The sequence below is a fragment of the Nocardioides panzhihuensis genome (assembly GCF_013408335.1).
GTDB classification, from domain to species: domain Bacteria; phylum Actinomycetota; class Actinomycetes; order Propionibacteriales; family Nocardioidaceae; genus Nocardioides; species Nocardioides panzhihuensis.
This window is the reverse complement of sequence record NZ_JACBZR010000001.1, coordinates 3,320,994-3,347,774: the sequence shown is the minus strand read 5'-3', so window position 1 is coordinate 3,347,774 and position 26,781 is coordinate 3,320,994. Positions and strand designations below refer to the sequence as shown.

22 protein-coding genes are annotated in these 26,781 nt (G+C 70.4%); 12 read left to right on the top strand and 10 right to left on the bottom strand.

Features of this window, described 5'->3' with window-relative positions:
• Nucleotides 1-148: 148 nt before the first annotated feature.
• Genes BJ988_RS15860 through BJ988_RS15850 form a run of 3 tightly spaced genes read left to right on the top strand, consistent with a single transcriptional unit; the run spans nucleotide 149 to nucleotide 7,052 of the window.
• On the top strand, nucleotides 149-3,283 hold the full coding sequence (locus BJ988_RS15860) for a glycoside hydrolase family 78 protein (RefSeq protein WP_179658846.1): 3,135 nt from the start codon (nucleotides 149-151) through the stop codon (nucleotides 3,281-3,283).
• A complete protein-coding gene (locus BJ988_RS15855) occupies nucleotides 3,280-5,652 on the top strand; it encodes a glycosyl hydrolase family 2 protein (protein WP_179658845.1) in 2,373 nt (790 codons plus the stop codon). The genes BJ988_RS15860 and BJ988_RS15855 overlap by 4 nt, the downstream gene beginning before the upstream one ends.
• Nucleotides 5,649-7,052, top strand: a complete 1,404-nt coding sequence (locus tag BJ988_RS15850) for a glycosylhydrolase-like jelly roll fold domain-containing protein (protein WP_179658844.1) — start codon at nucleotides 5,649-5,651, stop codon at nucleotides 7,050-7,052. The genes BJ988_RS15855 and BJ988_RS15850 overlap by 4 nt, the downstream gene beginning before the upstream one ends.
• Nucleotides 7,053-7,079: 27 nt before the next feature.
• Here the strand turns inward: BJ988_RS15850 and BJ988_RS15845 are convergent, their stop codons facing one another.
• Nucleotides 7,080-8,039 carry a GlxA family transcriptional regulator gene (locus BJ988_RS15845; RefSeq protein ID WP_179658843.1) on the bottom strand — a complete coding sequence of 320 codons (960 nt, stop codon included), beginning with the start codon at nucleotides 8,037-8,039 and terminating at the stop codon, nucleotides 7,080-7,082.
• Between the two features lie 109 nt (nucleotides 8,040-8,148).
• Between BJ988_RS15845 and BJ988_RS15840 the strand changes: the two genes are divergently transcribed.
• Nucleotides 8,149-8,784 carry an isochorismatase family protein gene (locus BJ988_RS15840; protein WP_179658842.1) on the top strand — a complete coding sequence of 212 codons (636 nt, stop codon included), beginning with the start codon at nucleotides 8,149-8,151 and terminating at the stop codon, nucleotides 8,782-8,784.
• A 13-nt stretch (nucleotides 8,785-8,797) separates the two neighbouring features.
• On the opposite strand, the gene BJ988_RS15835 is transcribed toward BJ988_RS15840, so the two are convergent.
• Entirely contained in the window at nucleotides 8,798-10,036 is a 1,239-nt protein-coding gene (locus BJ988_RS15835) for an MFS transporter (protein ID WP_179658841.1), read from the bottom strand.
• A gap of 75 nt (nucleotides 10,037-10,111) precedes the next feature.
• On the opposite strand from BJ988_RS15835, the gene BJ988_RS15830 reads away from it, so the two are divergent.
• Nucleotides 10,112-11,044: a LysR family transcriptional regulator gene (locus tag BJ988_RS15830; protein WP_179658840.1), complete on the top strand. Its 933-nt coding sequence runs from the start codon at nucleotides 10,112-10,114 to the stop codon at nucleotides 11,042-11,044.
• Between the two features lie 29 nt (nucleotides 11,045-11,073).
• Here the strand turns inward: BJ988_RS15830 and BJ988_RS15825 are convergent, their stop codons facing one another.
• From BJ988_RS15825 to BJ988_RS15805, 5 genes are all read right to left on the bottom strand, one after another.
• Nucleotides 11,074-12,360 carry an MFS transporter gene (locus BJ988_RS15825; protein ID WP_179658839.1) on the bottom strand — a complete coding sequence of 429 codons (1,287 nt, stop codon included), beginning with the start codon at nucleotides 12,358-12,360 and terminating at the stop codon, nucleotides 11,074-11,076.
• A 17-nt stretch (nucleotides 12,361-12,377) separates the two neighbouring features.
• Nucleotides 12,378-13,949, bottom strand: coding sequence for a carboxylesterase/lipase family protein (locus BJ988_RS15820; protein ID WP_179658838.1), 1,572 nt, complete (start codon nucleotides 13,947-13,949; stop codon nucleotides 12,378-12,380).
• A 102-nt stretch (nucleotides 13,950-14,051) separates the two neighbouring features.
• Nucleotides 14,052-14,384, bottom strand: coding sequence for an ArsR/SmtB family transcription factor (locus BJ988_RS15815; protein WP_179658837.1), 333 nt, complete (start codon nucleotides 14,382-14,384; stop codon nucleotides 14,052-14,054).
• Nucleotides 14,381-14,854 carry an SRPBCC domain-containing protein gene (locus tag BJ988_RS15810; protein WP_179658836.1) on the bottom strand — a complete coding sequence of 158 codons (474 nt, stop codon included), beginning with the start codon at nucleotides 14,852-14,854 and terminating at the stop codon, nucleotides 14,381-14,383. Before BJ988_RS15810 ends, BJ988_RS15815 begins: the two co-directional genes overlap by 4 nt.
• Before the next feature lie 35 nt (nucleotides 14,855-14,889).
• On the bottom strand, nucleotides 14,890-16,080 hold the full coding sequence (locus BJ988_RS15805; RefSeq protein ID WP_179658835.1) for an MFS transporter: 1,191 nt from the start codon (nucleotides 16,078-16,080) through the stop codon (nucleotides 14,890-14,892).
• Between the two features lie 110 nt (nucleotides 16,081-16,190).
• Between BJ988_RS15805 and BJ988_RS15800 the strand changes: the two genes are divergently transcribed.
• The 5 genes from BJ988_RS15800 to BJ988_RS15780 all read left to right on the top strand — a co-directional run bounded on the left by BJ988_RS15800 (nucleotide 16,191) and on the right by BJ988_RS15780 (nucleotide 21,772).
• On the top strand, nucleotides 16,191-16,817 hold the full coding sequence (locus BJ988_RS15800; RefSeq protein WP_179658834.1) for an anthrone oxygenase family protein: 627 nt from the start codon (nucleotides 16,191-16,193) through the stop codon (nucleotides 16,815-16,817).
• Between the two features lie 103 nt (nucleotides 16,818-16,920).
• Entirely contained in the window at nucleotides 16,921-17,748 is an 828-nt protein-coding gene (locus tag BJ988_RS15795) for an endonuclease/exonuclease/phosphatase family protein (protein ID WP_179658833.1), read from the top strand.
• An 84-nt stretch (nucleotides 17,749-17,832) separates the two neighbouring features.
• Nucleotides 17,833-19,911 carry an MMPL family transporter gene (locus BJ988_RS15790; RefSeq protein ID WP_246321499.1) on the top strand — a complete coding sequence of 693 codons (2,079 nt, stop codon included), beginning with the start codon at nucleotides 17,833-17,835 and terminating at the stop codon, nucleotides 19,909-19,911.
• Nucleotides 19,908-21,155: a sensor histidine kinase gene (locus BJ988_RS15785; RefSeq protein ID WP_179658832.1), complete on the top strand. Its 1,248-nt coding sequence runs from the start codon at nucleotides 19,908-19,910 to the stop codon at nucleotides 21,153-21,155. Before BJ988_RS15790 ends, BJ988_RS15785 begins: the two co-directional genes overlap by 4 nt.
• Nucleotides 21,152-21,772, top strand: a complete 621-nt coding sequence (locus tag BJ988_RS15780; RefSeq protein WP_179658831.1) for a response regulator — start codon at nucleotides 21,152-21,154, stop codon at nucleotides 21,770-21,772. The genes BJ988_RS15785 and BJ988_RS15780 overlap by 4 nt, the downstream gene beginning before the upstream one ends.
• 16 nt (nucleotides 21,773-21,788) lie before the next feature.
• Here the strand turns inward: BJ988_RS15780 and BJ988_RS15775 are convergent, their stop codons facing one another.
• The gene (locus tag BJ988_RS15775; protein ID WP_179658830.1) at nucleotides 21,789-22,448 is read right to left on the bottom strand and encodes a response regulator; all 660 of its coding nucleotides are present in this window, start codon (nucleotides 22,446-22,448) and stop codon (nucleotides 21,789-21,791) included.
• Nucleotides 22,445-23,710 (bottom strand): histidine kinase, encoded by a 1,266-nt coding sequence (locus BJ988_RS31385; protein ID WP_179658829.1) that lies wholly within the window; start codon nucleotides 23,708-23,710, stop codon nucleotides 22,445-22,447. The genes BJ988_RS15775 and BJ988_RS31385 overlap by 4 nt, the downstream gene beginning before the upstream one ends.
• 148 nt (nucleotides 23,711-23,858) lie before the next feature.
• Here BJ988_RS31385 and BJ988_RS15765 point away from each other — a divergent pair, with 148 nt between their 5' ends.
• Both BJ988_RS15765 and BJ988_RS15760 read left to right on the top strand, forming a co-directional pair.
• Nucleotides 23,859-24,782, top strand: coding sequence for a type II CAAX endopeptidase family protein (locus BJ988_RS15765; protein ID WP_179658828.1), 924 nt, complete (start codon nucleotides 23,859-23,861; stop codon nucleotides 24,780-24,782).
• 59 nt (nucleotides 24,783-24,841) lie between these two features.
• A complete protein-coding gene (locus BJ988_RS15760) occupies nucleotides 24,842-25,438 on the top strand; it encodes a DUF4232 domain-containing protein (protein ID WP_179658827.1) in 597 nt (198 codons plus the stop codon).
• 28 nt (nucleotides 25,439-25,466) lie between these two features.
• Here BJ988_RS15760 and BJ988_RS15755 read toward each other — a convergent pair whose 3' ends face one another.
• Entirely contained in the window at nucleotides 25,467-26,723 is a 1,257-nt protein-coding gene (locus BJ988_RS15755; RefSeq protein WP_179658826.1) for an MFS transporter, read from the bottom strand.
• Between the last annotated feature and the right edge of the window lie 58 nt (nucleotides 26,724-26,781).

Below are 26,781 nucleotides of genomic sequence, written 5' to 3'. Positions count from 1 at the left end.
GTGGTGAGCACCGGAACCGGAGGTGCGACGTCTGACGTGGCCGCATCCGGCCGCTTCATTGACGTGATGCACGTCACCTCGCTAGGTTCCAGAGCGCGTTTGAAACGTTTTTATTCGGCTTGATCTGACCCACCTGGGAGTGGAGCCCATGCCACGAATCATCGCCACGCTAGTCACGGTCGCCCTGCTGTTTCTAGGCAGTGGCGTGCACGGGATCGGGGCCGCTGCGGCCGCCAAGCCAAGTGATCTCCGGGTGGGCAAGCTGACCACCAACGGCGAACGCCACCCCCTCGGCATCGACGATCGAACACCGCGATTCGGCTGGGTGATGCGCGCCAGTCAGCGTGGCCAGGCGCAGACTGCGTACCGGGTGCAGATCGCGTCCAGCCCTGGTCTGCTGGCGAAGGGCGACCCGGACGTGTGGGACAGCGGCAAGGTCGAGGCGGCTGACTCGGTTCAGGTGGCGTACGACGGCCCGGATCTGACCTCGCGGACGCGCTACTTCTGGAGCGTCGAGGTGTGGGACGCCGATGGCCGGGCCGCTCCGCGAAGCCCGGTGTCGTGGTTCGAGACCGGACTGCTGGAGAAGTCGGACTGGTCGGCGGAGTGGATCGCCCACGACGCGCCGATCTGGCTGCCGACCGCCAACAACGAACAGAACCAGCCGGCCGAGCTGCTGGTCGACCGCACCCTCGGTCAGACCTTCACCACAGACCGACCGTTCGTGGCGGCAGCCGGCCGGATGCCTACCTGGAACACGGCCGACGCCGACTTCACGCTCACCCTTCGTCGTGACGGGCCGGAGGGCGATGTCGTTGCGACTGAGCGCGTCGTCGACCACGCCGACAACGGCTGGGGCGAGGTGCGCCTCGACGAGCCGGCCGAACCGGGCACCTACTACTTGGAGATGGGTGACGTCGAGGGCAAAGCCGGTTGGTGGAGCCACTCCGGCGAGGTCTATGAGCACGGCAGGGCCCATGCCGACGGTGCGCCGGTGGCCGGGGACCGCACCATCAGATGGACGCCGACCGAGGAGGTTGAGGACGAGCGCACCTCGCAGCTGCGCAAGGAGTTCGAGGTGGGCGGCGATGTCGAGTCGGCTCGTCTCCACGTCAGCGCGCTGGGCGTCCACGACGTGCAGCTCAACGGCCGGATGGTCAGTGCCGACCGGTTCGCCCCGGGCTGGACCGACTACGCCCAGCGGGTGCAGTACCAGACCTACGACGTCACCGACCTGCTGCGCGACGGCGACAACGCCATCGGCGCCCGGCTCTCCACCGGTTGGTACGCCGGCCGGGTCGCGATCTATGGACCCAACCTCTACGGCGAGCTGCCTGGCCTGATCGGCCAGCTCGAGATCACCTACGCCGACGGCACCACCGAGACGGTCAAGACCGACACCTCCTGGCGCAGTGCCCGCGGCGCGATCCGCGTCTCCGACATGCTCGACGGTGAGGAGTACGACGCTCGCGAGGAGACCCGCGGCTGGACCCGCGCCGGTTACGACGACACGTCGTGGAAGCCGGTGGTCCCCAAGACCGACGTCACCGCCGAGCTGGTCGCACAGGCCGACCCGCCGGTCCGGGTGACGCAGGAGCTGCCGACGCGGCAGATGACGGAGCCTGCACCCGACACGTACGTCTTCGACCTGGGCCAGAACATGGTCGGCACCGCCCGGATCAAGGTCCGCAAGCCGAAGCCGGGCCAGCGTCTCACCATCCGTTATGGCGAGGAGATCAACCCCGACGGCACGCTCTACACCGAGAACCTGCGGTCGGCGAAGGCGACCGACCATTACACCGCGCGGGGTGACGACGTCGAGACGATCGACCCGGTCTTCACCTTCCACGGCTTCCGCTACGTCGAGATCACCGGCTATCCGGGCCGCCCCCGCCCGTCGGACGTCGTGGGTCAGGTGATGAACACCGACGCGCCCGAGACCGGCTCGCTCGACACCTCCAGCCCGATGCTCGACCAGCTGCAGAGCAACATCGTGTGGTCGCAGCGCGGCAACTTCCTGAGCGTCCCGACCGACTGTCCCCAGCGCGACGAGCGGATGGGCTGGACCGGCGACATCAACGTGTTCGCCCCGACGGCAGCCTTCAACATGGATGTCTCGACGTTCCTGGGCGACAAGTGGCTGCAGGACCTGCGCGACGCGCAGCGTGACGACGGCGCGTTCACCGACGTGGCGCCGTACGTCCCCGTCGTGGGCGCGGGCAACGCCGGCTGGGGTGACGCCGGCGTGACCGTGCCGTACACGGTCTGGCAGACCTACGGCGACACCGAGGTGATCGAGGAGAACTACGCCGCGATGGCGGCATGGATCGACTACCTGGAGACCAACAGCAACGGCTACATCCGGCCCGACGCCGGCTACGGCGACTGGCTCAACCTCGACGACAACACCCCGCGCGACCTGATCGGCACGGCCTACTTCGCCCACGTGACGAGGCTGCTCTCCGAGATGGCGTCGGCGATCGGCAAGAACGCGGACGGCCAGCGGTACGCCGAGCTCGCCGACGACGTGGAGCAGGCTTTCGTGGAGAAGTACGTCGCCGACGACGGCCGCCTGCCCGGTGACGCGCAGGCCGGCTACGTCATCGCGCTGTCGTTCGGTCTCGTGCCCGACGACCTCGTCGACTACGCCGCCGACCACCTGGTGGCCAACCTGAAGCGGCACGACTGGCATCTGGCCACCGGCTTCCTCGGTACGCCCGACCTGCTGCCGGTGCTCACCGAGACCGGCCATGCCGATGTGGCCTACCGGTTGATCAACCAGCGCAGCTACCCGTCGTGGGGCTATGAGATCGACAAGGGCGCCACGACGATCTGGGAGCGGTGGAACTCCATCATGCCCGACGGCAGCTTCGGCGACGTCAACATGAACTCGTTCAACCATTACGCCTACGGCGCGGTCGGCAACTGGATGTACCAGACCGTGGCGGGCATCCAGCCCGACCCGGAAAAGCCGGGCTACGAGCACTTCACGATCGCCCCGGAGCCCGGCGGCGGGCTGAGCCACGCGAAGGCGTCCTACGACAGCGGATACGGCACGATCCGGTCGGCCTGGCGCCTCGACGACGGCGACCTCTCCCTCGATGTCACCGTGCCGGTCAACACGACCGCCACCATCGTCGTGCCGACCGACGGCGACGTGCTCGTCGACGGCGACCCGGCGGCCGACGCCCCCGGCGTCATCTCCGTGAAGCGGGACGGCGACGTGGTTCGGGTCGAGGTCGGTTCGGGCGACTACCGGTTCACCGAGCGGAGCGGACGATGAGGACGCCGAGGCTCACTGTGGTCGGGCGGTCGCTGGCGGGCCTGGCCGCGGCGGCGCTGCTGGTCGGCGGGCTGCAGCCCGCGTACGCCGAGAAGTCCGGCGGCGGCACACCCGCCTGGGACGACCGCACCGGCCGGCTCGACCCGGCGGCGTTCGCCGACCCGCCGACCACCAGCCGGCCGCACGCGTTCTGGTTCTGGAACGGCGAGCTGACCGAGGCCGAGCTCGACCGCCAGCTCGACGAGATGCAGGCAGGTGGCGTGGAGGAGTTCTTCATCCACCCCCGCCAGGGTCTTGGCGGCGAGTTCGGCAAGTCGGAGAACGACTACTACCTGTCCACCGACTACTTCGACAAGGTCGAGCACGTCGTCGAGCAGGCTGCCGATCGCGGCATGAAGGCCTGGCTCTACGACGACCTCAACTGGCCGAGCGGCTTCGCCGGTGGTCGTACCGTCCGCGGCGGCGAGGTCGACGGCCGGACCGTCGAGCCCGATCCTCGTTACGTGCCGTGGTACCTCACGCCGGTCGCTACCGACGTGGCCAGCGGTGCGACGTACGACGAACCGGTCGCGGCCGAGGACCGGCCCGGTCCTGTCGACGACGAGCTGGTCGCCGCGGTGGCCTACCGGAAGTCGGCGAGCGGCTCCTGCCGGACCAACGGGGAGGCGCGAGGCGTGGCGCTGGACGGAGCGTCGGCGCGCGAGCTCACCCCCGAGGGCGGTCGGCTCACCTGGACCGCGCCGGAAGGTGACTGGTGCGTCCTTCAGCTGGTGCAGCGTCCGCTGCTCGACTACAACCCCGACCTCGAGCCGGAAGAGCTGTACGTCGACATGCTCAACCCGGACGTGACGGAGAAGTTCATCGACGTCACCCACGAGGTCTATGCCGACCGGGTCGGAGAGCACTTCGGCGACACCATCCCCGGCATCTTCAACGACGAGCCCGGCTTCTACAACAACTTCCCCGACGGCCGCGGCGGCGCTGACTCGCGCGGCTCGGTGGCATGGACACCGGGCTTCCGCGACTACCTGGAGGACAACGCCGGCTACGACCTCACCCGCGACCTGGCGGCGCTCTGGTACGACACCGGAGCAGCCACCACGAAGGCGCGCGTCGACTACCACGACGCTCTCTCTGACCGTTACAACGAAGCGCACACGGTGCCGCTCGCCCGCTGGGCCGAGGAGCACGACATCGCCCTGATATCCAACCCGCTGGTGGAGGAGGACCTCGGCAGCCACCGGCTGATCCAGGGTGGCAGCTGGTTCGAGATGCAGCGCGACTATCACCTCCCCGGCATGGACCTGATCAGCGGCCTCGACACGTCGGCGATCACGCCGAAGCTCAACTCGTCGGTGGCCCATCTGTTCCAGCGCGAGCGCAACCTCTCGGAGAGCTTCGGCGCGTTCGGTTGGGATCTGACGGTGGAGGAGATGCGGCGTACCGTCGCGTGGCAGGCCTCCGGCGGCGTCGACCTGATCGACAACCACGCGTTCTACTACTCCACCGACGGCGACCGGGCGCACGAGAGCCCGCCGAGCGAGTTCTTCCAGAACCTCTTCTGGCCGCGATTCTCCGAGTACGCCGACTACGTCGGCCGGCTGACCGAGCCCGCCCGCGGCGCGACACCGGTCAACCCGGTCGGTGTCCTCTACCCCAGCTCCTCGGTGATGGCGAGTGGCACCCCGTGGGAGGTTCGCGGGTTCGCCGGTAACGGGTCGTCGCTCGGGCCGGTCGACGCTTCCTGGAAGGCGACGTCCAACGCGCTGCTGCAGGCGCAGCTCGACTTCGACTACCTCGACGAGCTCGCCCTGGCCGGCGACGAGGACCTGGGCGTCGATCTCGAGGTGAACGACGGCGATGTCGTGCTCGGCGACCAGCGGTGGCAGACCCTGGTGATGCCTCGGGCCGACGTGCTGTCGCTGGAGGCACTGGCGACGATCGAGCGGGTGGTGCGCACCGGCGGCACGGTCGTCGCGGTCGACGGCCTCCCCACCCGTGAGGCGGAGGGCCGCGACGCCAAGCTGCGCATTCGGCTGCAGGCGCTGTTCGGCACCGATCCGGCCTCTCCCTCGGAAAGCCGGAAGTCCCACGGCGGCGGTCTCGCCGTCTTCCTGCCCGACCGCAGCGGCCTCGCCGAGGTGGTCCGCGAGCGGGTCACACCGGGCGTGACGATGCGGCCGGCGACGTCGGCACTGCGGGTCCGCCAGGTCCGCCGCGGCGGCGACCAGGCGTTCCTCGTGGTCAACACCGGCGACGACGAGGTGCGCACCACCGCCGACTTCGACGCGACCGGGGTGCCCGAGCTGTGGGATCTCGACACCGGCGAGCGCCGGGTCGCCCCGGTCCACCAGCGCAAGGGGCCTTGACCGAGGTCGACCTCGACCTCGCGCCGTACGAGGCGGTGTGGGTGATGTTCCGCCCGGGCGCGAACGCGCCGGGACGTACACCTCACCTGACCGCGACCAACGCGGCCGAGGTGGAAGAGGTGACCGCACGCGACGGCGCCGTACGCACGACCCTGGTCGCGGAGAAGCCGGGACCGCTCTATGCCGTCGGTCGTCTCGGCGATCGCGAGTACGCCGCTCGGACCACCGTCACCGATCCGATGGAGCCGATCGCGCTCGGCGGCGACTGGGAGTTCCGCTTCGAGGCCGACGGCGCCAGTCCGGTGCAGCGGCCGCTGCGCAGCTGGACCGACCTCGATCCGCGCTTCTCCGGTTCGGGTGTCTACACGCGGGACGTCGACGTTCCCGAGGACTTCCTCACCGAGGACCGGCGGATCCGACTCGACCTGGGTGACGTCCGTGAGCTGGCGTCGGTCTCGATCAACGGAGACGAGCCCACCCCGTTGGACGCGCGGCCCTACGTCGCCGACGTCACCGATCGGTTGCGACCGGGCGACAACACCATCGAGGTGACCGTCACCAACACCCAGGCCAACGAGATCCAGAACAGCAACCGGGCGTCCGGGCTGCTGGGTCCGGTGTCGTTGCGCCCGGTGAGCGTGGTCTCGCTCGACCTGCAGCGGGGAGCTGACGTGACGTCGTACGACCTGACCGTCGACCCTGCCCGCACCACTGTGCTTCCAGGCGGGACCGGCACCGTGACCGCGCGGATCGATGCCGTCGCGCCCGACCGGTTCACCGGTACGGTGACCGCGCAGGCGCCGGACGAGTGGACCGTCACCCCCGCCAGCACACCGGTCGACCTCGAGTCGAGCGGCCGCCGGGTCTCGGAGGAGGTGCCGATTCGGGTGACCGCGCCGGAGGACGCGACCGAGGGCGCCTATGACGTCGCGGTCACCTTGACGGCCGACGGTGGTGAGCCGATCACTCGCACGGTGACCGTGCGGGTGGCGAACGCGTTCGCCACATGGGGCTTCGAGACCGACGGCGACCCGGAGGGCTGGACACCTGGTAACCACGTGGGCGAGCTGACCACGGCTGAGGGTGCCCTGCGCTTCTCCGCCAACGGCGGTGACCCATATATTGTCGGGCCGCGCGTCGACATCGACCTCGCGGACGGCGCGGTCGTGGAGATCACGATGCAGTCCTCGCTCGCTGGGGCCGGCCAGCTCTTCTGGGCGACCACTGACGGCGGGTTCGCCGAGGGACGGAGCAGTCGCTTCGACACTGTTGCGGGGACCTCGACCTACCGGATGCCGCTGCCCGCGGGAGCCGCCCGCCTCCAGCAGCTCCGGCTCGACCCGCTCACCGGGCCAGGAGATCTCGCGATCGCCTCCATCCGGGTGCTCCCAGGTGGGTGACCCGCTCGGGCCTCGTTCGCCACGGGATCACGCCTGGGTTCCTGGAGGCGCGAACCTCCGGCGGTAGGAGGTCGGCGTCGTCGAGAAGGCCGCGGCGAAGTTCTGTCGGAAGGTCACGACGCTGCTGAAGCCGCACGCGTCGGCGATGTGGCTGATCGACCAGGTCGTCGTCTCGAGCAGGCGGCGCGCTTCGTCGAGGCGGCGGGTCAGGACCCACCGCGCGGGAGTGGTCCCGGTGACCTCTGTGAATCGTCGGGTGAAGTTGCGCCGGCTCATCCCGGCGCGGTCCGCCAGGTCGTCGACGAAGAGGTGCGCGTCGAGGTGCGCCAGAGCCCAGTCGATGGTTGGTCCGAGGTCTCCGACACCGCCGGCTTCGGGGATGGGGCGGGCCACATACTGGGCCTGGTCGCCGTCGCGATGGGGTGCGACGACGAGGTGGCGTGCGACGGTGGCTGCCGCGGCCGAACCGAGGTGAGAGCGCACGATCGACAGGCAGGCGTCGATCGCAGACGCCGTGCCCGCTGAGGTGAGGACGTCGCCGTGGTCGCGGTAGAGCGCTGCCGGGGTGACGGTCACGGCCGGGCGTCGGCGGGCAAGGTCGTCGACCGCGCCCCAGTGGGTGACAACGTCTCTGCCATCGAGGATCCCGCTGTCCACGACCGGGAACGCGCCGAGGCACAGGCCCGCGACGCGACTGCCTCGTGCCTGCGCGGCACGGATCCTGCCGCTCAGGGCAGCGTCGGCCGGCGGGAGATCGCTCGGCCACGACGGCAGGACCACCAGCTCCGCGCCCTCGACGACATCAGGGCCCGCGACGTCATCGACTCGCAGCCCCTCGGCAGTTCGTACGCCGCGCCCGTCCTCGGTCCACACGACCGGGTCCCAGCCGTCGGCCAGGCCCAGGCGGCCGACCTCGCCGAAGACCATCAATGGTGTGGCGAGATGGAACATGGTGATGCCGTCGAAGGCGTGTACGACGATGCGCATTGTGGCCCAATCTCATCGAAAGTCGTCATTCGTGCCACTCACGATACCGGCTCGCAGCGAGCCAGAGTGGAGGGGAACGACAAACGCCATCGAACCGAGGAGACCCTTCGTGACCACGCCCCGCCGCGCCCTGATCGTCGTCGACGTCCAGCAGGAGTACTTCGACGGGATCCTGCAGATCCAGTCCCCGTCCCGCGAGCAGGCGCTCGCCAACGTCCTGACCGCACTCGATGTCGCCGAGCGCCAGGACCTGCCCGTGGTCGTCGTCCAGCACGAGCTGCCGGAAGGCGCTCCGGTCTTCGCCGTCGGTAGCCCCAGCTGGACCCTGCACCCGGAGATCGAGGCGCGCCTGAAGCCCTCCTGGAAGCGCGTGACCAAGGACAAGAGCAGCGTCTTCGCCGGCACCGACGTCGCCGCGTGGCTGGCCGATCAGGGGGTTGACACCATCACGATCGCCGGCTTCATGACCAACAACTGCGACATCGCCACTGCGGTCGGTGCCGAGGAGCTCGGCCTGGCCGCGGAGATCCTCTCCGACGCGACGGGTGCCATCCACCTGGCCAACGAGGCCGGCAAGGTCTCCGCCGACCAGCTGCACCAGACCCTGCTCGTGCTCCTGCACTCCAACTTCGCGGCCGTCGCCAGCACCGAGGATTGGGCAGGGGCGGTCGCCGCCGGGACGGCGCTGCCCAAGAGCGACCTCGGTACCTCCGCCGTGCAAGGCCGCTCGGCATTCGCGGGTTGACGCGTGGCTAGGCTCACCGGGGAGAGCTAGGGGCTGCGTACGTCTTGGACGGGGTGTGCACCCCGGGCTCGACGGCAGGATGGGGGAGGAGCGTGAGGGCGGCCGTGAACGCGAGCAGGACGATCACGATGACCATGCTCGCGGTTCCCGTCCAGCCGGCGGCGAAGGCGAGGCCGCCGAGCCAGCCGAAGAGGCTGGACCCCGCGTAGTAGAACAGCGTGTAGAGCGAGGTGGCCTGCGCGATTCCGCTGGTCGCCATCGGTCCCACCCAGCCCGAGGCGATCGAGTGTGCGCAGAAGTAGGCCGTGGTGAACAGAAGCAGTCCGATCAGCACCGAGGTCAGCCGGTCGGGGATCGTCAGCGCGGCGCCCGCGACCATCGTCAGCGATGAGGCCAGGAGTACGCGTCTGCGGCCGAAGCGGCCGGCGAGCGTGGCCGCCAACCGGGCCGAGACCGCGCCGGCTAGCCCTGCGAGGAAGATCACGGCGGTCAGCGACGGTGGCAGGTCGAACGGCTCCAGCTCGAGTCGGTAGCCGAGGTAGTTGAAGACGGCCACCTGCGCTCCCATCAGCAGGAACGCCTGCGCGTAGAGCGCCAGCTGGCCAGGGTTGGTGAGATTGGCGAGCATCCCCGATCGCATGCTCGTCGGTCGGGACCGGGGCGTCGCCGGGCCGCGGCGCTCGCGCGGGAGGGCGGTGACCGCGACGACGGCGCAGAGCGCGCTCACGCTCCCGGCCACCAGTGCGGCGACGCGCCAGTCGCTGACGTCGGCGATCGGCGCGGCGATGAGCCGTCCCGCCACGCCGCCGAGGACGGTTCCGGAGATGTACGTCGCCCCGGCGGACAGGGCGGCGCCTCGGCTGACCTGCTGGTTCAAGTAGGCGAGGGCGAGCGCCGGGGTGCCGCCCAGGGCGACGCCCTGCCCGACACGGAGCAGGACGAGTGCGGGGAACGAGGGCGCGAACGGGACCACCAGTCCGATGACCGCCGCGGTGACGACGGCGATCGTCATCGCCGGGGCCTGGCCGATCCGGTCGGCGACCCAGGACCAGCCGAGCGCGGCGACGGCCAACCCGATCGTCGCCGCGGAGACGGTGAGTGCGGCGTGCGAGGCGTCGACCGTGAAGTCGCGGCTGATCGCGGGAATCAGCGCCTGCGGGTAGTAGAGCTGCACGAACGTCGTCATCCCGATCGCGACGAGCGCGATCAGCACCCGTCGATGCCCCGGCTCGACCGCTTCCTGTCCGCTCACCCCTGTCACGCTACGAAGTCGGAAACCATGCGTCCAATGCATTGGTGGCCTGCAAAGCATGCAGATTCGCATAGCATGTCGGATGTGGATGCCACCGCCCGAAACGTCCTGCCGATGCTCCCGGCTCTCGCTGCACTGGCAGAGACGGGACAGACGCTCGCTGCCGCCGACCTGCTGCAGATGCCCCAGCCCACGGTGAGCCGCATGCTCGGCCGCCTCGGCAGAGAGCTCGGCGTCGACGTGGTCGAGCGCCACGGTCGAGGGCTGCGGCTCACTCGGGCCGGCGAGGCGCTCGCCCCGCACGCGGCGGCGGCGGTCGCTGCGGCCACGGCAGGCATCGAGGCGGTGCAGGCCCAGGAGTCCGGCGCTCGCGGGCGGATCGCCCTCGCGTTCCAGAGCACGCTCGGCGAGAGGGTCGTGCCGGCGCTGGTCAAGGCGTTCCTCCAGGAGCATCCAGGTGCTTCCGTCGACCTGATCCAGACCTCGCGTCCGCGGTGCCTGGCGGCTCTCGCCGATGGCACGGCCGAGATCGCACTGATCTCGCCGCTCGAAGAGGCATCCGGCATGCGCCAGTGGCGGCTGCACACCGAGCCCCTGGTCTTGGTCGTGCCGACCGGCCACCGCCTGTCGACACGCGCCCGGGTGAGCTTCGAGGAGGCCGCCGAGGAGACGTTCATCTGCATGAAGCGCGGTTATGGGATGCGTACGCTGCTCGAGGATCTCGCCCAGGCCAGCGGCGTCACGCCGACCATCGGGTTCGAGGGCGACGACCTCGCCACCCTCCGCGGGCTCGTCTCGGCCGGCCTCGGCGTGAGCCTGGCGCCTCGCGACCCGCACGGCGCCACCGGCTGTGTCGAGGTGCCGCTGACGAACCCGGAGGCGGTGCGGCACATCGGTGCCTGCTGGCTCGATCGCCGGCCGTCGACCCTCGCGGGCGCCTTCCAGGAGCTGCTCCGGCGGCGGGGGCGACGACTGACCGAGATCGGTCTGCGGCCCCTGGGCGGATGAGTCGGGCTGGGTTCGAGTCCATTTGCGTTTCACCATGTGCCGGTGGACAGGGCGCGTGCTCGGGAGCTCGCGACGAGGATCATCCCGGCGAGGAGCACGGGGAGGGCAGCGGCCGCGAAACCCCAGGGCACCGAACGCTGCAGGACGAGTCCGAGCATGGCGATCGACAGCGGCTCGAAGACCGCCCGGGAGAGCGCGAGGATGGAGTTGGCCCTGGCCAGCAGATGACGTGGGGTCGTGGTCTGGATGAAGGTCGGCAGGGCGACGTCGGAGCTGTACGCGACGCCCACCCCGAGCGGCAACAACAACGCGGCGGCCCACCAGATCCCGCTGACCTGGCCCAGAAGGATGAAAACGGCGCCTTCGGCGAGGGTCATCGTGATGATCAGCCATCCCCATCGTCTGGGGAGTCCGGTGATGGCGGCGGCGAGCGCTCCGATCAGCTGGCCGGCGCCCCAGGAGGAGACCAAGACGGATAACCCGAGCGCGGTCTCGCCCATGGATCGCGCCAAGACGGGAAGTCCGATCGCGAACAGTCCGGAGTAGCTCAGCGTCGCCGCTGAGACCACGAGGAGCACGACCCGCATGCTGTGCGTCCGCCACGCGTACCGCAATCCTTCGACGACGTGCCTGCCCAGACCGGCAGGTGCGGCGGACGTGCCGTGCCGGGAGGGTATGGCCAGGGAGGGGATGGCCAGGGAGGGGATGGCCAGGGAGGGGATGGCCAGGGAGGGGATGGCCAGGGAGGGGATGGCCAGGCAGGTGATGGCCGCGACGCCGAAGGTCACGGCGTTCGCTCCGATGGCGATTCCCGCGCCGTACGCCGTGGTCAGGACACCCCCAGCGAGCGGGCCGATCAGGAAGGACACCTGCTCGGTGATGCTCTGGATCGCGTTGCCGCGGGCGTAGTGGACTGGGGAGAGCAGCTGCGGTAGGACGGAGTCCGCGGCCGGCGTGAAGAACGCCCCCGCGGCTCCCATGACCACGGCGAGCGCGTACAGGTGCCACAGCTCCCAGGTCCCGGCGACCACGAGCGCACAGACGACGGCTGCGCCCGCCGCGCGCAGGACGTGGCAGGCGATCATGACCGTGCGTGGAGTGAGCCGGTCGGTGACCGAGCCACCGATCAGCAGCAGCGCGCCCCTGGGGATCGTCTGTGCCAGGAGCACGCCGGTGAGAGCGGCTGGCGATCCGGTCGCCTCGAGCACCAGCCACGCCAGCGAGATCGCGAATGCCGCATCCCCGGTCATCGACAGCCCCTCGCCGCCGATGACGACGAGGAACCGGCGATTGCGCAGCGCTGCGGTTCTATCCATGAGAGGTGGTCCCTATCTCAGCGTGGCAAGCCCGCCCAGAAGTCGCAGTGGTGATCGCCGGCGGAGGGTGTCGGGGCGATGCCGGTGGTGGAGAGCTCGACCACGGTGCTGCCTGGCGCGTACTCGGGCCAGTGCGGTCGTCCCGGCCCGTTGGGATCGCCGGTGCGGGCGAACGCCGCCCAGTAGTCGATCATCGTTGCCGACAGCTGCTCCTGTTCACGGGTGAGGTCAGGGTAGGGGTTCTGGTCCAGGCTCAGGTCCCACAGGTAGGGCAGGTCGAGACCGTGGAAGCTCCCCAACGGCACCCCGTTGTAGGGGGTGTCGGTCGCCTCTGTGAACTCGTAGGCGTACACCGGCTGATGGGCGGACGCGCCATCGGCGGTACGCAGCGCCGGGCAGGTGCCGATCGAACCACCCCAGTCGCCGAGAACGGTCGCCAACGCCAGCGGCGGGCTGGCGTAGCCAGAGACCGGATACTCGGCGAGAACCTCGTCCGCGCGATCACCGAACGCATCGGTCAACGCCGCCTCGTAGCCGTCTTCGGTGAGATCGGGCGTGTAACCAGCGACGAAGGAGCGCATCTCGTCGCGGGTGCCGCCGATCAGCAGGGGCACGCTCGCGGCGGTGCCCTCGAGGACGGCATCGCCCGGCTGCCGCGGCAGCACACTGGTGCCGGCCACCGGGCCCCAGGGACGATCCTTGACCCGGGCGGTCACCTTCTCGAACCCGACCCCGCGCAAAGCGCCGACCAGCTCCGCCGCAGGAAGTCCGCGGAGGCAACCGGCGACGTCGGCAGCCGAGGCGCAACCGAGATCGGAGGTCGCCTGTGCCGCCCATCGCTCGGCCTGCGTCCGGCCGGGCAGCTCGGTGTCGCAGGCTCCGCTCTGCAAGATCGCCCGATCGAACAGCTGCCGCGCCCGTGGCGAAGCCAGCTGGGCACACACCGCACGAGCACCCGCGGACTGCCCGGCCAGCGTGACGTTGTGCGGGTCGCCGCCGAAGCGGGAGGCGTTTCGCTGCACCCACCGCAGCGCCGCTTGCTGATCCGACAGACCGTAGTTTCCTCCGGTCGAGTCGAGCGCTGGGGATGAGAGGAACCCCAGCGCTCCTAGCCGATAGTTCGGGGCGACCACGATCACCTGGCCCTCCGTGGCCAGCCGAGCGGCACCGTACGCCCGAGTCCCGCCGTTGGTGAACCCACCGCCGTACAGCCACACCACGACCGGCAGGCGGGTGCCGGGTCGGCTGCCGCGGGGCACGGTGACGTCGAGATAGAGGCAGTCCTCGGTCCCGATGACCTCCCCGTCGCCTGGCTGCGGACACAGCGGGCTCGGGGACGTTGCCTTGCGCACGCCGGACCAGCGGTCAGGCGGTGACGGTGCCCGCCAGCGCCGCTCGTCCACTGGCGGCGCGGCGTACGGGATGGAGGTGAATGCGACATGGTCCTCGGCGACCTGGCCCCGCACCCAGCCGGTATCGACTCGGACGACACCAGGATCGTGCGGGGCCGAAGCAACCGACGGTGGGGCGAGGAGAGTCGCCCCGGCAAGAGCGATGGCGGCGAACAGTGACAGGATGCGAATAGACATGTGCCCGAGTCTGATCGGGTTCTCTCCGATGCACGTACGCCGCCAGGCGGGTCTTCACCTACGCAAGATCGCGTATCGGCGCATGCCGTGACACGAGCCGCGTCAGAGGTCTTCGGCGATCTGCTTGATGGCGGCGAGACGACGGTCCCATTCGCTGCCGATCGCGTCGAGACGGCGAGCCGTGGCGCTGAGCTGCGTGCCGATGACCCGGTACTGCACCTCGCGCCCGGCTTGGACGGTCTCCACGAGGCCGGCCTCGTGCAGGACGTTGAGGTGCTTGGCGATGGCTTGACGGGTGACGGGCAGCCGCCGAGCGAGGGCCGACGCCGAGGCGTCGCCCTCGCCGAGGACGGTGAGGATGCTCCATCGGGTCTCGTCGCCGAGTGCACTGCACATGCCGACCATGGCCTGGTCGACGAGATGGCCGGTGCTCATGAGCTGTGCTCGACCAGCGCGACGAGCTTGTCGAGCTCGGCGTCCCAGCCGCCCCGGTGGTCTGCCATGAGCCCTGCCGGGTCGCTGGTGTGCTCGAAGCCCGTCTCGATGACGGTGAGCCGAGTGCCGCCAGGGGTGGCCTCGAGGGTGAAGCTGAAGACCGTCGAACGCTGCTCGTCCACCGTCTCCGGCAGCGGGCCTTCCTCGTTGCACCAGCGGTAGGACACCTCCGACGGAGGGTTGAAGGTGTCGACCCGGATCGGCACCCGGCGCTCACCTGGCCAGCCGATCGTGCCGAGGGCGCCCGCGCCGGTCCCGGTGAGGGTGATCTGACCGAACCACTGCGAGATCAGCTCGGGCTCGGTGACGGTGCGCCAGACCTTCTCCCGGGGTGCGTTGATGTGGATCGTGCGGCGTACGCTGAAGGTGTCGGCGTCGATCACGGCCTGCGGGTTCTGTGTGTTCTCCATGAGTTTCCTCTTCTCGATGTTGATGTTGTCGATGGTCAATGGACGGCGGCAGGTTTCGGCGTCAGCGCCGGTTCGGTCGTGGGTATGGGTGCGGGCCGCAGGGAGCGGCTGGCGATCGCGGCGGCGATGGCGATGGTGGCGAGGACCGCAGCGGTGAGGATCGCTGTTTGGACGCTGCCGGTGTCGATCGCGTGTCCTCCGGCGAAGGCGCCGATGGCATCGCCGAGGTTCCCGGCGGAGGCGGGCAGCGAGGCCGCGAGGATCGCGCCGGGGCCGGCGAGGTGTTCGACGCGGTGCTGCCACGGGGTGGTGATGCCTGCGGCGCACATGCCGAGGCCGAGCACCGCGAGGACGGCGACGACGGGGTTCGATCCCCAGAGGATCATCGCGACGAGCGAGGCCGATACGCCGATGGTGCCGATGGTCAGGGCGCGCGCGGCGCCGGTGTCGGCGAACCCGCCACCGGCGAACGATCCAGCTGCGGCGGCGATGCCGTAGCCCATCAGGCATAACCCGATCCACGGCCCCGAGACGCCGGCGACGCCGTCCAGGAACGGGACGAGATAGGTCAGCGCCGCTGAGACGCCCGCGAACAGCAGCACGCCGACCGCGAGCACCGCAAGCACGCGCGGGGCGAACGCGAGCCGTAGCTGGCCGAGCATCCCGACGTCGCCCTCGGCCGCCACTCGGGGCAGTACCAGCCACGAGATCAGGAGCACGGCGGTCCCCGCCAGGACGACGGCGAGGAAAGACGCGCGCCAGCCGACGGCTTCGCCGAGGAGGCGGCCCAGTGGCATCCCCACCGCGCCGGAGACGGCGAACCCGGAGATCACGACCGCCATCGCCCGGCCGGCTCGTTCAGGTGGCACGATCGAGGTCGCCGTGGTGATGGCAGCTGCGATGAACAGCCCTTCCACGCCGCCGATCACGACCCGAGCGGCGATGAAGGCCTCCAGACCGGCGCCGAGCGCGGGCAGCAGGTTGAGCCCGATGAACACCACGAGCGCGGCCAGCAGCACCGGCCGCCGGTCGAGTCGGGTGGTCAGGAACGTCAGCAGCGGTCCGCCGACAGCGATCCCGAGTGCATTCGCCGACACCAGCACGCCCACGGCTGAGACCGGAACGGATAGGTCCGCGGCCATCAGGTCGAGCATGCCCATCACGAGCATCTCGGCGCACCCCATCACCAGCGTTCCTGCGAACAACGCGCCGAGGGCGATCGTCACTCGTGATCGACCGGCTGCTGAACGACTCTGTCCGAGCATCGGTTCCTCCAAAGATATGCAACTCCGTGGTTGCATCAACTCTGCCACGTCTTTGGGTATAGTGCAACCGCTTGGTTGCATCAGTTTGGTGCTGTGGCTCGGCGCACTTCGCGGAGATCCGTGCGGAGTTCGAGGACCCCTGGGTCATCGGGAACGCCATCCGCACCCTGTTCTGTATCGCTAGCCTGGCTGTGCTCACCCGTGCGCTGCTCCATGGCCGCGGAACACTGACGACGCGACTCGGCGCAGGTGACAGCGCTGCCGAGCCCGAGAGGAGCACGTGCATGAGCCAGCACCGCAATCTGGAGCCGGGAACGCCGGCGCCGCAGACCGGCCTGTACGCATGTGGGTACTGCGCGCCCGGCGGCCTGTTGGAGACGCTGACCGGCGGGGTCACGGGCCTGCGCGGATCGGACGCCGTGTTCGCCTCGTCTGGCGAGGTGTCGGCTCGCTTCGAGGCTGGTGCCGCGTTGCCCGAGTGTCAGCGTTGTGGTCCCGCGACCGGGTGGGACCTGGTCGAGGGAAGCATCGAGGACTACCGTCGCGCGAATGCCGAGTCGCAGCGCGCCGTCTACGGGACCCTCGGCATCGGCGCCGCCCGTGGTCCGAAGCCGGCTCGTCACCGGTCCATGGCAATCGGAGTGCTTGTCGTCGTTGCCGTGCTGATCCTGGTCGTTCTGTTCCTGCTGCTGCGATGAGGATGGCCCGGTGTTCCCGCTCCGTTCGTCTCGGCGCTGTCGGGGTGACTGGTCACAGCCGTAGCGTGCGGGCTTCGGCCTCTATCGGAGAGTGAGTGACCCCATGTTGAAACGCCTGTTGTCCGCACTGCTGCTTCTGATCTCCCTGTTTCTGGCGGCCCCTGCGCCGGCCTCGGCCGACGGCGGGGAGGGGGCACGGGTCGTCGACGTGATGACGTTCAACATCCACCACGCCCAGGGCACCGACGGCGTGCTCGACCTCCAGCGGATCGCGGACGTCATCGAGGCCAGCGGGGCCGACGTGGTCGGGCTGCAGGAGGTCGACCGGCACTACTCCGCACGCAGCGGCTGGGTCGACCAGCCGGCGGCGCTTGCGGAGCTGTTGGGTTGGCACTCGGCGTACGGTGCGAACCTCGACTCCCCGCCGCCTGCCGGTCAGACCGAACGCAGCCAGTACGGGACCGCCGTGCTCTCGCGCTACCCGATCGTGGCGAGCGAGAACACCCGTCTCCACAACGCAGACGGCAAGGAGCAGCGCGGCCTTCTCCACGCGACCATCGACGTACGCGGCCAGCGGCTCGACTTCTACTCGACCCACCTCGAGCACAGCTCGCAGGCCATCCGGAGTCGTCAGACCGCCGAGATCGTCGACCTCGTCGACAAGGACCCGGCGGTCGTGGTCGGCGACTTCAACGCCTACCCGGACGCTCCCGAGATCGCCACGCTGACCACGGCGTTCGACGACGCGTGGGAGGTCGCCGGGCACGGGGACGGTCACACCTACCCCGCCGAGGCTCCGCGCGGCCGCATCGACAACCTCTACGTCACCGATCGCGTGCGCCCGGTCACCGCCGAGGTCGTCCTGACCGATCCCGTCGCCTCCGACCACCTGCCGGTCGTCAGCCGCGTCGTGATCGGGCCGAAGGGGTGACCAGCGGCATCAGCCATTTGGTTGATACCTGATTCAGCCTTGCTCGCGATGATCTGAGTCGCCGCGACTGGTGGAGTTGCGGGCATGACAGATTTTCTGGTCCGTGCGCGCTCGACTGCTCGCCCGCATCTCGCAGACAGGTTGACCTCGCGGCGTGGAGCGTGGCTGGCGCTCGGTCTCGCGGTGATGGTGATGGGCTCGCTCTTCGGGCTCCTCGGTGGCGTCGAGGCGCAGAACCAGTCCGGGCAGGCGCCGGTGGGCTCGGAGTCGACGCAGGTGAGCGGCCTCCTGGAGGAGTTCCCGGACGCGGATCGTCAATCGGTGCTCGTCGTGGCTTCGCGAGCAGACGGTGGTGAGCTCTCCGAGGGCGACCTCGAAGGTCTTGTCGAGCTCGTCCCCGTGATCGGCGGGACCGGTGCCACCGCGCCGATGGTCAGCGAGGACGGGAGAGCGGCGGTCCTGGCTGCTCCGATCACGGTCGGCGCCGACGACGCCGAGACGGCGGGGGCGATCAAGAGGCTGCGTACCGACATCGCGGCGTCGGCTCCGGACGGGCTCACCCTGCAGGTGACGGGTGGGCCGGCGTTCGGAGCCGACATGGCCGCCGCGTTCGAGGGCGCCGACGTCACCCTGCTGCTGGTGACGGTCCTGATCGTGGCGTTGCTGCTGATCATCACCTACCGCTCGCCGGTGCTGTGGCTGATCCCGCTGATCGTGGTCGCCGTCGCCGACGCGCTCGCCGGGCGGGTCACCGCGGCGGCGGGGGCGCAGTGGGACTTCGGCTTCGACGCCGGCATCGTCAGCGTCCTCGTGTTCGGTGCGGGGACCAACTACGCGCTTCTCCTGATCTCGCGATACCGGGAGGAGCTGCAGCGGACCGAGGATGACCGACTGGCGCTGAGCACGGCGTGGCGGAGAACGGCTCTCGCGATCCTCGCTTCCAACCTGACGGTGGTGCTGGCCCTGCTGACGCTGGTCCTGGCCACGATCCCGATGACCCGCGGACTGGGGGTTCCCGCGGCGATCGGTCTGCTGATCGCCCTCGTCGCGGTGCTGTTCGTGCTGCCGCCGGCCCTGGCGGTATGTGGGCGGGGACTGTTCTGGCCGTTCGTCCCTCGCCCGGGCGAGTCACGTGACCAGGGCCGGGTCTGGCGCGGGGTCGCATCATGGGTCGTGAAGCGTCCCGCGCGGAGCCTGCTGGGTGGACTGGCTCTGCTCGCTGTGATGGCAGCCGGCCTCTCCGGTACGTCGGTAGGGCTCGACCAGCTCGAGAAGTTCCGGGTGCAGTCCGAGTCGGCTGTCGGTCTCGACACGCTCTCGGCGCACTTCCCGCCGGGCGAGGCCCAGCCGGTCTACATCGTCGCGGACAGCACGGCCGCCGCGGAGGTGGCCACGGTCGTGGGTGACGTGGCGGGCGTGGTGCGTGCCCAGCCGGCCGGAGTCACCGACGACGGCTCCTCGACGAAGATCATGGTGACCAGCGACTACTCGCCCGGCACCGAGCGGAGTCTCGACCAGATCACCGACCTGCGTGAGGCGGTCCACCCGATCGCGGGCGCGGACGCTCTCGTCGGCGGTGCGGTCGCGACCGAGCTGGACGCCGCCGCGGGGAGCGAGCGCGACCTGCTGCTGATCGCACCGCTGGTGCTCGCGGTGAGCTTCCTCGTGCTTCTCGTCCTTCTGCGCTCGCTGGTCGCGCCAGGCCTGCTGCTCCTGGTGAACCTCGCCAGCGCGGTCGCCGCGATCGGCGCGGGGGCCTGGCTGAGCCGCGTCCTGTTCGACCAGCAGGCGCTCGACCTGCAGGTGCCGATCCTGGCGTTCCTGTTCCTGGTCGCGCTCGGGATCGACTACACGATCTTCCTCGTCCACCGGGCACGCGCGGAGGCGGCGCGGCTCGGCACCAGGGCAGGTGTGGTCGAGGCAGTCGCTCACACCGGCGGCGTGATCACCAGCGCCGGAATCGTCCTGGCCGGGGTCTTCGCCGCCCTCGGTGTGCTGCCGCTGGTCACTCTCGGTCAGCTCGGCCTGATAGTCGGTGTGGGCGTGCTCGTGGACACGCTCGTGGTGCGTACGGTGATCGTGCCGGCGATCTTCGTCCTGGTGGGCGACCGCATCTGGTGGCCGGGACGACTGCAGCCGGCCGGAGGAGAATCGAGCACATGAGTGTCGTACACGTGCCACTGGGACGGCCCGGCGCTTCGCATCCGACCCCTGCCGCCTCGACGGTGCGGGCGATGGAGATCGGGCAGCACGTCATCGCCGTCGTACTGACGACGATCGGGGTCAGCAGAGCGATCGGTGACGGAGCGGCGCTTCCTGCCGCGATCGTCTCGGGGCTGGCGATCCTCGCCTGGCACACCGCCGGCACGGTCTTGCCGGCCAGGACGAGCTCGCGGCATCTCCCGGTGTGGTGGCTGCTCGGCTTCACGGTGATCTGGGTCGCCGCCGTGGCCGTCTCGGACGAGTTCGTCTGGCTCGCGTTCCTGCTGTGGCTGCTCGCCGGGCACCTCCTGCCGCTGCGCTGGGGCCTGGTCTTCTCGGCGGTGATCCTCGTGGTGGTGCTCGTCGCCCCGATCCTGCACCGTGGCACCACCAGCTACGCGGACGTCTTCGGACCGTTCATCGGCGGCATCTTCGCGTTCGGCATCTCCCGCGGATACCTGCAGCTCCTCCGCGACGCCGCCGAGCGAGAACGGCTGGTGACGTCGCTGCGGAGCGCCCAGCAGGAGATGGCCGAGCTGCAGGACGAGCTCCTGCTCGCCCAGCGGCACTCCGGAGCGATCGCCGAGCGCACCCGGATCTCGCGAGACATCCACGACACCATCGCGCAGGCGCTCTCCTCGATCCGGCTCCTCACCCACGCCGGAGGCAACCGCACCACGGACCCGGAGTCGTCGCGAACCTTCGTGCAGGTCGAGGCACTGGCGGGCGACAGCCTCGCGGACGTACGTCGGATCGTCGAGGCCCTGGCGCCGGCCGAGCTCGAGGACGCCGCCCTCGCCTCGGCGCTTCGGCGCATGCTCGACCGCGCGCACGAGGAGGCCGGCCTGCTCGTCGAGCTCCATGTCGACGACACGCTCCCGCTGCTGCGGACCGAGGTCGAGGTCGCGCTGCTCCGCACCGCGCAGTCAGCGCTCGCCAACGTACGTCTCCACGCTGGTGCGACCCGGGCCGTCGTCACGCTGACCGACGACCACGACTCCGTGCGCCTGGACATCAGCGACGATGGAGCCGGCTTCGACGTCGCCGCCTGGGAGCGGGACGCCGGTGCCGGATCGTCCAGCTACGGCCTACGCTTCATGCGGGCGCGCCTCCGGGAGCTCGGGGGTGGCCTAGACGTCGAGAGCACGCTCGGGGAGGGCACCGCGGTCTCAGCCCACCTGCCGATCCATGGGGAGAAGTCATGACGACCACCGTGCTCCTCGTCGACGACCACCCGGTCGTACGCAGCGGCCTGCGTGCGGTGATCGAGGCAGGCGACGCCCTGACGGTCGTCGGGGAGGCCGCCACTGGCGAAGAGGCGATCGCTCTCACCGGTCACCTTCACCCCGACGTGGTGCTGTGCGACCTGCGCCTCGGGAGCGGGATCGACGGCATCCGGACCACGATCGGGCTGCGCGCCCTCGATCCGGCGCCGGTCGTGCTGATCCTGACCACCTTCGACCGCGACGCCGAGGTGCTCGGTGCGATCGAGGCGGGAGCCGCCGGCTACCTCCTCAAGGACGTCGACCCGGAGGTCATCGTCCAGGGCATCCACCGCGCCGCCGCCGGGGACATGGTCCTCGCTCCGGACCTGGCCACCCGGGTTCTCAAGGGCATGCGCAGCCCGCTGCCGAAGCTCACCGATCGCGAGATCGAGGTGCTGCGGCACCTCGCCAGAGGCGCGACCAACAAGGAGATCGCGCGCACGCTCTTCGTCACCGAGGCGACCGTCAAGAGCCACCTCGCCCACATCTTCACCAAGCTCGACGTCGACAGCCGGTCCCGGGCCATCCACGTCGCGCAGGAGACCGGCCTGATCTGATCGGCCGGCCCGTGCCTCAGTGCTCGACGAGTCCCGACTGGTAGGCCCACACGGCGGCCTGGAGGCGGGACTTGACGCCGAGCTTGGGCATCATCCGGGCCAGGTGGGACTTGACCGTGGAGACCTCGAGGAAGAGCGCCTGGGCGATCTCGTCGTTGGACATGCCCTCGGCGAGGTGGAGCAGGATGTCGAGCTCGCGGGTGGTGAGGACCTCGCTGGCGCGCGCCGCGGTCACCGGCTGCGTACGTCTGCGGGTGACGACCTCGCGAAGGACCCGTCGGGTGAGGGAGGTGTCGAGGGTGCCGTGGCCGGCGGCGACGGAGCGGACCGCGGCCACGATGGCGTCGGGTTCGGCATCCTTGAGGAGGAAACCGGAGGCGCCGGCCTCGAGGGCGCCGAAGACGTAGTCGTCGATGTCGAAGGTGGTCAGGACGAGCACCGGGACCGGGTCGGCGACCTCGGGACCGCAGAGCTCGCGGGTGGCGCTGATGCCGTCGCGGCCGGGCATGCGGATGTCCATGTAGACCATGTCGGGCCGCAGCGCGAGTGCCTGCTCGACCGCGGCGGCGCCGTCCGCGGCCACCGCGACGACCTCGATGTCAGGCTCGGTCTCCAGCAGCGTACGCAGCCCGGCACGCACCAGCGGCTGGTCGTCGGCGACCACGACCCGGATCATCCGGCCACCTCCGCGGTCGCGGTGGCGGGGATCCGCAGCCGCGTCTGCCAGCCGCCCTCGGCGGTCGGTCCGGCCTCGAGGGTCGAGTCGGTGAGGTCGGCGCGCTCCTGCATGCCGACCAGGCCCAGGCCACGCCGGCGCGGCATCCCGACGGGGGCCACGGGCGGTGGCCCGTTGCGCACCGTCACCACCACCGCAGCCGGGTCCCGGGCGTCCAGGACCACCTCGCACCGGGCACCCGGCGCGTGCCGCGCGGCGTTGGCGAGGCACTCCTGCGCGGTGCGGTAGGCGGAGAGCTGGGCGAGCGGCCCGACGCTCTCGGTGACGGAGACGGCGCCCAGGGTGGAGAGAGACACCTCCAGCCCGGCACGACGGGCCTCGTCGACGAGCGAGGCCAGCTGGGACAGGCGCTCCTGCCCGCTCGCCTCCTCGGTCTGCCCCGGACTCCGCAGCAGCGTGACCAGTCCACGCAGCTCGCGCAGCATCGCGGTGCTCTGGGTGCGGACCTGGCGTACCGACTCCTTCGCGCCCGCCGGGTCGGTGTCGATCTGCCGCTCGACCGCGCCGGTCATGACCGCGATGCCGGTCAGGTGGTGGGCGGCGATGTCATGGAGCTCGCGGGCCATCGCCGTTCGTTCCTGCGCGATCGCCGCGGCGATCTGGGCCGACTGCTCGCGCTCGACGGCGTCCGCGAGGTCGGTCCGGGCTGCCCGCGCGTCGCGGCGTGCATGCACGGTGGCGGCGAGCAGCGCGGGGGCGGCGATCACCCCCGCACCGTGGGCCAGACCGGCGAGGACCGCGGTGCCGACCGGCAGCCCGATGCTCGTCTGGCTCAGGCAGGTGCCGAGCGCGACCAGCAGGCCGGCACCGGTCAGTGCCCCGGCGAGAGCACTGGCGCGGCGGGGGAGCGACGTCGAGGTCACCGCCGACCAGACCGCGACCAGCACAGCCGCCGAGGCGAGGCTGGTGGCGTCGCCCGCGCCGCTGACCGCCAGCACGACCGAGGCGGCGGCCACGACCAGCAGCACCGCCAACGGTCGCGAGCGCCGCTCGAGGAGCACCACCGCCTGGGCGGTGAGCACCGCCAGTGCGACCCACCAGCCGCCGCTGCCGAGCGTCGGGCTCCCGCCGATCTCGGCGTCGGCGGAGTCGAGGCCGGGCACGGCCACCAGCGACGCCGTGGTGACCAGCCAGACCACCACGGGCCCGATCACGACAGGCGCAGTCAGTCGCGGCATCATCCGGTTCGTCTCGTCACTCACGCCATCATCCTTTCGGCAGCCGGTCCCGGTCGCCAGCATCTTTCGATGCAAGTGCGAAGGTTCGCTCTTTTGCCCGGCGCGGTGAGTTCGGTCCCGTTCATAGGTTCAGGTCCACCAGCAAAGCGACCTCCGCCGAAAGGGAACGACCATGACCACGACCCAGCCAGTGACCCAACCATTGACCCCGCCACTGATGGAACCGGAACAAGGCATACGAGCATTCGTACGCGGCCATCAGCTCTCCACGTTCTTCGTGCTCGCCCTCGCGGCGAGCTGGCTGGCCTGGACTCCGTACATCCTCTCCAACAGTGGCCTGGGCGTGTGGGACCTCACCTTCCCCGGCGGCATGATCGGCGGCCAGCTCCTGGGGATGCTCCCGGGTGCCTACCTCGGCCCGATCGGCAGTGCCGCATTGGTCACCGGGATCGTCGGCGGCCGGGCCGGCCTGCGTGCCTGGGTCGCCGGGATGTGGCGCTGGCGGGCGAGCTGGCGCTGGTACGCCGGCATCCTGATCGGCGTGCCGGCCGCGATCATCGTCGCGACCCAGGTCACCGGCGGGCAGATGGCGGCGCCGTCGCAGGCGTGGCTGTTCGTGCTGGTGGCGTACGTCCCCGGGCTGCTGCTGCAGATGATCACCACCGGACTCGCCGAGGAGCCGGGCTGGCGCGACTTCGCCCTGCCCCGGCTGCAACGGAAGGTCGGACCGCTCGGGTCCGCCTTCGTGCTCGGGCCGATCTGGGCGCTGTGGCACATGCCGCTCTTCCTGACCGACTGGGCCGGGCCGGAGGTGAGCTGGTACGCCCCGTTCGTCTTCACGGCCTTCTGCGTCACCTTCGGCATCGTGATGACCTGGGTCTTCAATCGCACCGGGGCGAGCCTGCCGCTGGCGATGCTCCTGCACACCAGCGTCAACAACTACGCCTCGGTGGCCTCGACTGAGCTCTTCCCGGGCGTCGACGCCGACGAGTTCCAGCTCGCGCTGCTGCTCGCCGCGGGGATCGGCGCGGTGGTCGTCATCCTCGCCACGCGCGGGCGGCTCGGCTACGTAAAGGAAAGGGCCCGGTCTGTATAGATTCAGGGCCCCGGACATCCCAGCGAGCGTCCGCTCGCCAGACCATGACAAGAGAGCAGATGCCCACCAGTATCCGGCGCCGTCTCGCGCCGCTCCTCCTCGCTACCGCCACCATCGTGCTCGCCGCGTCGGCTTGCTCCTCCGAGCCCGCCGACGACGGGGGTGAGCAGAGCAGCCCGAGCCCTTCGGCCGAGCCGACCGACGAGCCGACCACGGACGCCACGGACGCCACGGACGCCGCGGAGTCCGGCGGTGTGTGCGCCACCGGTGACCTGTCCTTCACTGTCACCGAGAAGTCCCAGGCGGGTGGCTACTACCTGATCACGGCGAGCGCCGAGCCCGGCGTGACCTGCACCCTGGAGGGCCGGACGGTCGAGGCCGGCTTCGGCTCGGGCGTCTCCGGCGACGTGAAGCCCAGCGAGCAGGCGGAGGGCGAGCCGATCACGATGACGGGCTCCATCAAGGCGTACGCCGGGGTGAACCCGCACAGCGGACCGCAGGAGGGTGGCGTGCAGTTCGAGGAGATCATCGTCTCCGCGCACGAGGGCGACATGGACCCCGTGTCCCTGAAGCTGCCGGGCACAGCGGAGGTCGACCAGCCGATCGGCACCAACTGGCACACCGACGCCGCGAAGGCGGTTCCGTTCTCCAGCTGATCCTGAGCCTCCTGATCGACGTGGTCGCCTAGTCGGCGGCCACGTCGACCGGTTCCCGGCGGGTCTCGGCCTGCGGGGCGGCGCCGTCCTCCTCCGCGGTGAGCAGGAACCGGAGCCTGGTCAGCACCAGGCCGGCGGTGAGGGTGCCGCCGATCACGACGATCGCCCACAGGTGGCCGAGCCCGCTGCCGATGAGGGTGCCGGCCAGCGCGGGACCGAGGATCTGGCCGAGGGTCAGGGTGAGGCCGAGGGAAGCGTTGTAGCGGCCGCGTAGGTGGTCGGGGGCGATGGTGTTCGCCAGACCGGTCACGATCGGCGCCCACAGCGTCTCGCCGAGGCCGAAGATCGCGAGGCCGACCACGACCGCTGCGATCGCGCCGGCGGTCGGCATCAGGTCCGCGGCGGCCAGCACGGTCCAGGCGAGGGACCAGGTCAGGACAGCGCAGGCCAGCGCCGACGTACGCCGCCATCCGGAGGTGAGCCGCAGCAGGATCACCTGGCCGCAGACGATCACGGCGGCGTTCGCGGCGAAGGCCCAGCCGAGGGCGGTCGCCGGCACCCCGGCCACTTCCACGGCGTACGCGGTCGCGCCGGCCTCGAGCTGCCCGTAGCCGAAGGTCACCGCGAGGACGCCGCAGCCGACCAGCGCCACCGCACGGCGGTCCCGCAGCACCTCGCCCCAGGTCCCTCCGGTCTCTTCCTGGGCCGCGTCGTCCCCGGCGGGGGAGCGGACGAGGAGCGCCAGGACCGCGGCATAGGCCAGGTAGGCCAGCGCGTCGCACAGGTAGAGCACCTGGAAGGTCTCAGGGCGGTCGACATCGACGAGGAACGCACTGACCAGGCCGCCCACGCCGATGCCGACGTTCAGCCCCAGGAAGGCGAAGCCGTACGCACGCTCGCGGCCCTCGGCGGAGACCATCCCGGCCAGCAGGGTCGTCGTGCCGGGCCAGAGGGGAGAGGCGCCCACCACCACGCCGGCGAGCACCGCCATGGTCGGCACGGTGCCGTCGGCGAATCCGAGCGAGCCGATGGCGGCGGCCTCGATGACCAGCGCGCCGATCAGCACGGCACGAGGTCCGAAGCGGTCGAGGAGCGCTCCGACCCCGGGGGCGGCGGCCAGCCCGACAAGTCCCATCCAGGCGAACATCCAACCCGCGGTCGATGACCCGAGGTCCTGCACCTGAGCCAGGTAGACGTAGAGGAACGGCAGGGTGAGGCCGTTGCCGAGGGAGGCGAAGGCGAAGCCGGCGAGCACTCGACGGGCCTGCGTGGGGGAGTGGTGCACGGGTGTGATCGTCCTCTCTTTGACCCGCTCATCTGGCGGCGGTGCGTTTAGGGTAACC